At 66.4% G+C, this 876-nt stretch carries 2 protein-coding genes; both read right to left on the bottom strand.

The features are described 5' to 3' along the window. Positions 1–207: 207 nt before the first annotated feature. Complete coding sequence (locus ACYVDE_RS24570) at positions 208–624, bottom strand: hypothetical protein (RefSeq protein ID WP_460504145.1); 417 nt, start codon at positions 622–624, stop codon at positions 208–210. Continuing rightward, on the bottom strand, positions 621–876 hold a 256-nt coding region (locus ACYVDE_RS24565; RefSeq protein WP_460504144.1), incomplete at its 5' end, for a hypothetical protein. The genes ACYVDE_RS24570 and ACYVDE_RS24565, both read right to left, overlap by 4 nt.

The raw sequence follows: 876 nt of genomic DNA, 5'->3' as shown, positions 1-876 counted from the left end.
TGGGGGCGTGGAGCGCACCGACGACGCGCAGCAGCTGCGGCCGGGCGAGCTCGTTCCAGGTTGCGGGGACGGCGCGGTAGCGGCCGTCTAAGTGTACGTCGTGCAAGGCAGGGGGGCGTTGTTTCCCCAAAGCTCCCGCCCCACCCTGACGGGAAAAAGGACACGAAAAAGACCCATTGGATGGGCGGGGCTTATTGCTTGGGGCGCTCAGCGAATGAGCTTGGCGAAGGTGCCACACCTGTTTTGCACCCAAGCCAGCAGTGCAGCCCCGCTCAGGGCCACAAGTCCGTACACCCACCAGGGAGTGGCCGCGGGCGTCGCTGCGGCTGAACTGCCCGGCCCGATGGCCGCAGCCGTCGCCTTAGTTTTTCCCGTTGTAGTAGGCGAGGCCACGTTGCTGTTGCCGTGCTGAACCGTGAACGTGACCGGGCCGGTGAACTTGTACTTGCGCGCCGGCGGCAGGCCCAGCCGGGCGGCCGTGGAGTCGTTCGCTAGCGCCAGGGGCGCGTGCCAGGTATCGCGGCTGCAGCCAGCAACCAATACCAGCAGCAGCACCGCCAGTACTGATACACTAACACCAACGGCCAAGGCCCCCAGCCCTTCTCGGTAAACGTTTCGCTTCATTTCGCTTTCTGATAAGTAGGGTTGTCGACCACGTTGGCCACGGCCGCCACCATGCGCTTCAGGCGCCAGTTCACGTACACGCCCTCGCCGTCACTCTTCAGTGCGCCACCGCCACCGGTATTGCCGCCCACGGCCCGGCAGCTCGGCCCGGTGCCCCAAACGATGAGCATCTCGACGTGCAGGATGTGGGCAGCGCCCCAGGTAAAGCCCAGCAGGTCGCCGGGCTGCGGTGCGGGTCGCCCGGCCAGCTGC

It is taken from the genome of Hymenobacter agri, assembly GCF_054778495.1.
The sequence above is the reverse complement of the archived record's forward strand: the minus strand, read 5'-3'. Positions and strand labels throughout refer to the sequence as shown.